The sequence below is a fragment of the Stenotrophomonas sp. P5_A8 genome, assembly GCF_056400545.1.
The window spans coordinates 1-4,513 of the sequence record NZ_JBFULB010000309.1; the positions used below are offsets into that span (position 1 = coordinate 1).

Annotated in this window: 6 protein-coding genes and 1 pseudogene; all 7 read left to right on the forward strand. The window is 62.8% G+C overall.

Going from position 1 to position 4,513, the window contains the following annotated elements:
- Nucleotides 1-218: pseudogene (gene secY, locus AC1DQP_RS16905) on the forward strand (preprotein translocase subunit SecY); the annotation flags it as partial.
- A gap of 348 nt (nucleotides 219-566) precedes the next feature.
- Nucleotides 567-923, forward strand: coding sequence for a 30S ribosomal protein S13 (gene rpsM / locus AC1DQP_RS16910; protein ID WP_019186163.1), 357 nt, complete (start codon nucleotides 567-569; stop codon nucleotides 921-923).
- Between the two features lie 12 nt (nucleotides 924-935).
- Entirely contained in the window at nucleotides 936-1,325 is a 390-nt protein-coding gene (gene rpsK / locus AC1DQP_RS16915) for a 30S ribosomal protein S11 (RefSeq protein WP_017355427.1), read from the forward strand.
- A 14-nt stretch (nucleotides 1,326-1,339) separates the two neighbouring features.
- Nucleotides 1,340-1,969 carry a 30S ribosomal protein S4 gene (gene rpsD, locus AC1DQP_RS16920; RefSeq protein ID WP_038690262.1) on the forward strand — a complete coding sequence of 210 codons (630 nt, stop codon included), beginning with the start codon at nucleotides 1,340-1,342 and terminating at the stop codon, nucleotides 1,967-1,969.
- Between the two features lie 55 nt (nucleotides 1,970-2,024).
- Nucleotides 2,025-3,023: a DNA-directed RNA polymerase subunit alpha gene (locus AC1DQP_RS16925; protein ID WP_256776227.1), complete on the forward strand. Its 999-nt coding sequence runs from the start codon at nucleotides 2,025-2,027 to the stop codon at nucleotides 3,021-3,023.
- A 200-nt stretch (nucleotides 3,024-3,223) separates the two neighbouring features.
- Nucleotides 3,224-3,610 (forward strand): 50S ribosomal protein L17, encoded by a 387-nt coding sequence (gene rplQ / locus AC1DQP_RS16930; protein ID WP_256776228.1) that lies wholly within the window; start codon nucleotides 3,224-3,226, stop codon nucleotides 3,608-3,610.
- 365 nt (nucleotides 3,611-3,975) lie between these two features.
- Nucleotides 3,976-4,482 carry a disulfide bond formation protein B gene (locus AC1DQP_RS16935; protein ID WP_256776229.1) on the forward strand — a complete coding sequence of 169 codons (507 nt, stop codon included), beginning with the start codon at nucleotides 3,976-3,978 and terminating at the stop codon, nucleotides 4,480-4,482.
- Nucleotides 4,483-4,513: the final 31 nt, after the last annotated feature.

Consider the following 4,513-nt stretch of genomic DNA (forward strand, 5'->3'; position numbering starts at 1 on the left):
CGCTGTACCTGGTGATCGTCTGCCTGCTGCCGGAAATCATGCGCACCCAGCTGGGCGCCTCGTTCTACTTCGGCGGCACCTCGCTGCTGATCGTGGTGGTGGTGGTGATGGACTTCATCGCGCAGATCCAGGCGCACCTGATGTCGCACCAGTACGAGAGCCTGTTGAAGAAGGCCAACCTGAAGGGCGGCAACCGCGGCGGTTTTGCTCGCGGCTGATAAGCCTGTTACACTATTCTTCTTGTTGCGAAGGCCCCTCCGGTTCCCGGACCTGGCCTTCCAAATCGAAGGGCGGCCCCCGCAGCGGTTTCGGGTGGGGGTGTGATGTGGTGGTCCCGCGCAGGAGTAGCGCGGGCRACGAAGAGGGCAACCTCCGCAGTCAACGACATCCGGCGCCGGAGCATGGGCACACTCCCCACGCCGGGTCCATGGAACCTTTGAGGTTCCACGGACTTCCAAGTACACCGAGACCTTGATAGAATCGCTAGTTCACTTTTTTGATCCATCCTGCCGGATTAGCGCGCCCAAGGTGCGCTGTCGGCCATCACTCAGCTGGAGAACCGCGTCATGGCGCGTATTGCAGGCGTCAACCTGCCAGCCCAGAAGCACGTCTGGGTCGGGTTGCAAAGCATTTACGGCATCGGCCGTACCCGTTCGAAGAAGGTCTGCGACGCCGCAGGCGTTACCTCGACCACCAAGATCCGCGACCTGTCCGAACCGGAAATCGAGCGCCTGCGTCTCGAAGTCGGCAAGTACATCGTGGAAGGCGATCTGCGCCGTGAAATCGGTATCGCGATCAAGCGCCTGATGGATCTGGGCTGCTACCGCGGTCTGCGTCACCGTCGCGGTCTGCCGCTTCGTGGCCAGCGCACCCGTACCAACGCCCGCACCCGCAAGGGCCCGCGCAAGGCGATCAGGAAGTAAGGGACCTAAGAAATGGCTAAGCCCGTCGCTAAGACCAAGAAGAAGATCAAGCGCGTCGTCACTGACGGCGTCGCCCACGTCCATGCTTCTTTCAACAACACCATCGTGACCATCACCGACCGTCAGGGCAATGCTCTGTCGTGGGCGACCTCCGGTGGCGCTGGCTTCCGCGGTTCGCGTAAGTCCACCCCGTTCGCTGCCCAGGTGGCTGCCGAGAAGGCCGGCCGTGCCGCGCTCGACTACGGCGTCAAGTCCTTGGAAGTCCGCATCAAGGGCCCGGGTCCGGGTCGTGAGTCGGCCGTGCGCTCGCTGAACAACGTGGGCTACAAGATCACCAACATCATCGACGTGACGCCTATCCCGCACAACGGGTGCCGTCCGCCGAAGAAGCGTCGCGTCTAAAGGAGCGATAAGAAATGGCTCGTTATATCGGTCCTACCTGTAAGCTCGCCCGCCGCGAAGGCGCCGACCTTTCCCTCAAGAGCCCGGCGCGCGCGCTGGACTCCAAGTGCAAGCTGGAGCAGAAGCCCGGCCAGCACGGCGCCACTGCCCGTAAGGGCAAGCTGTCCGACTACGCTACCCAGCTGCGTGAAAAGCAGAAGGTCAAGCGTATCTACGGTCTGCTGGAGCGTCAGTTCCGCAACTACTACAAGAAGGCCTCGACCAAGAAGGGCAACACCGGCGAGAACCTCCTGCAGCTGCTGGAAACCCGCCTGGACAACGTTGTCTATCGCATGGGCTTCGCTGTGACCCGTCCGGCTGCCCGTCAGCTGGTCTCGCACCGCGGTGTCACCGTGAACGGCAAGTCGGTCAACCTGGCTTCGTACCAGGTCAAGGCTGGCGACGCTGTCGCGCTGTCCGAAAAGGCTGCCAAGCAGTTGCGCGTTCAGGAAGCCCTGACCGTGTCTGCCACGCACGACCTGCGTCCGTCGTGGGTTGAAGTGGATTCCGGCAAGTTCGCCGGCATCTTCAAGGCTGTTCCGGATCGTGCGGACCTGCCTGCGGATATCAACGAAGCGCTGATCGTCGAGTTGTATTCGAAGTAATTCACATTGGAGAATCCCCGGCGACGGCCGGGGATTCACTAGGAGAACCCGCAACATGACGGTTACCGCCAACCAGGTTCTGCGTCCTCGCGGTCCGCAGATCGAACGCCTTACCGACACCCGCGCCAAGGTCGTTATCGAACCCTTGGAGCGTGGTTACGGGCATACGCTGGGCAATGCCCTGCGTCGCGTGCTGCTGTCGTCCATCCCGGGCTTCGCCATCACGGAAGTGGAAATCGACGGCGTGCTGCACGAGTACACCACCCTTGAAGGCTTGCAGGAGGACGTGCTTGAAGTCCTGCTCAACCTGAAGGATGTGGCCATCCGCATGCATACCGGCGACAACGCTACGCTGTCGCTGTCCAAGCAGGGGCCGGGTGTCGTTACCGCTGCTGATATCAAGATTGACCATAACACCGAGATCCTCAATCCGGCTCATGTGATCTGCCATCTCACCAAGGATGTGGCGATCAACATGCGTCTGAAGGTCGAGCGCGGTTTCGGCTACCAGCCGGCTGCTGCCCGCCGCCGTCCGGATGAAGAAACCCGTGCCATCGGTCGTCTGGTGCTGGACGCTTCGTTCTCGCCGGTCCGTCGCGTCGCCTATTCGGTGGAAGCGGCCCGCGTCGAACAGCGTACCGATCTGGACAAGCTGGTGCTGGACATCGAAACCAACGGCACGATCGATGCCGAGGAAGCCGTGCGCACTGCCGCGGATATCCTCAGCGATCAGCTGTCGGTGTTCGGTGACTTCACCCACCGCGACCGCGGTGCAGCCAAGCCGGCCAACAACGGCGTGGATCCGGTGCTGCTGCGCCCGATCGACGACCTGGAACTGACCGTGCGTTCGGCCAACTGCCTCAAGGCTGAGAGCATTTACTACATCGGCGATCTGATCCAGAAGACCGAAGTGGAACTGCTCAAGACCCCGAACCTCGGCAAGAAGTCGCTGACCGAGATCAAGGAAGTCCTCGCACAGCGTGGTCTTTCGCTCGGCATGAAGCTGGAGAACTGGCCGCCGGCCGGTGTCGCCCAGCACGGCATGCTCGGCTGATCCAGCGCTACGCAAGATGCTTGACCCCGCACCTTCGGGTGCGGGGGCTTCACCGCAACACGACGCATCGACAGGCCCACAGCCTGCGGTGACGGTCGGCCAGGAGGGCCGGCATCGGACCATCCGCAGTCCAAGCAACAACGCCAGGAAGGCGACAGCGATACCCAACCGATCCAATATTCAATCAAGGAATCACTCCCATGCGTCATATGAAGTCCGGCCGCAAGTTCAACCGCACCAGCGCCCACCGCGAAGCGATGTTCAAGAACATGGCGTCGTCGCTGTTCAAGCACGAGCTGATCAAGACCACGCTGCCGAAGGCCAAGGAACTGCGYCGCGTCGCCGAGCCGCTGATCACCCTGGCCAAGGTCGACTCCGTCGCCAACCGCCGTCTGGCCTTCGCTCGCCTGCGCGACCAGGAAGCCGTCGGCAACCTGTTCACCATCCTGGGCCCGCGTTACGCGAACCGTCCGGGCGGCTACCTGCGTCTGCTGAAGTGCGGTTTCCGCGCTGGCGACAACGCGCCGATGGCCTACGTGGAACTGGTGGATCGTCCGGCTGCCGTGGCTGAAGCCGTCGAAGAATAATCGACGCGCAACACCCGAAATTCGGTGAAGAACCCGGCCTTGTGCCGGGTTTTTCCGTTTGTGGGGTAGGGGTTTGTTGGTGTGTTGATCTACGGCAACGGCAAGGCGCGTCGCGTACTACGGCGGGGCGCTGGCGTGGGTGGGTCTGCGGGACTCGCAGCGTGTCCCGCCAATCCACCCGTACCGACCCTTCCGGGGCAAGGAGTCAAAGGCATTCGCTCTTGCTGTCGGGTCACTGCCAAGATCTCAAACGTCAACAGAACACGCTGTCTGGTCCAGCGGGCCGATAGCCGGTAGGTCGGCAGGGGYCGGGGCCTGCGGCGCCCTGTTAATCTTGGCGCCTTGCACGTTCACGAGTGTTGGCAATGAATCCACTGCGCTGGAATTACCGCGCCCAGTTCCTGCTGGGGTTTTTGATCTGCGCCGGGCTGTTGGCGTATGCGATCTTCCTGCAGCTCAAGATCGGCCTGGAGCCGTGCCCGCTGTGCATTTTCCAGCGGATCGCGTTCGCCGCGCTTGGGCTGCTGTTCCTGATCGGCGCCCTGCATGGCCCGCGCGATCGCGCCGGTCGTGGCACCTATGGCGTGCTCGCCTTCATCGCCGCGGCCGTCGGCATGGGTATCGCCGGTCGCCACGTGTACGTGCAACTGCTGCCCAAGGACATGGGGTCCAGCTGCGGCCCGCCGCTGGCGTTCCTCAGTGAAACCATGGGGCCGTTCGAGGTGTTTCGGACCGTGCTGACCGGTACCGGCGACTGCGGCAACATCGACTGGCGCTTCCTCGGCCTGACCATGCCGATGTGGAGCCTGGTGTGGTTCGTGCTGCTGGCCGCGTGGGCGCTGTTCGTGTCCTTCCGCAAGCGCCGCGCCTGATCGACACGGCGCGCTGATCGCGTGCCTGCTG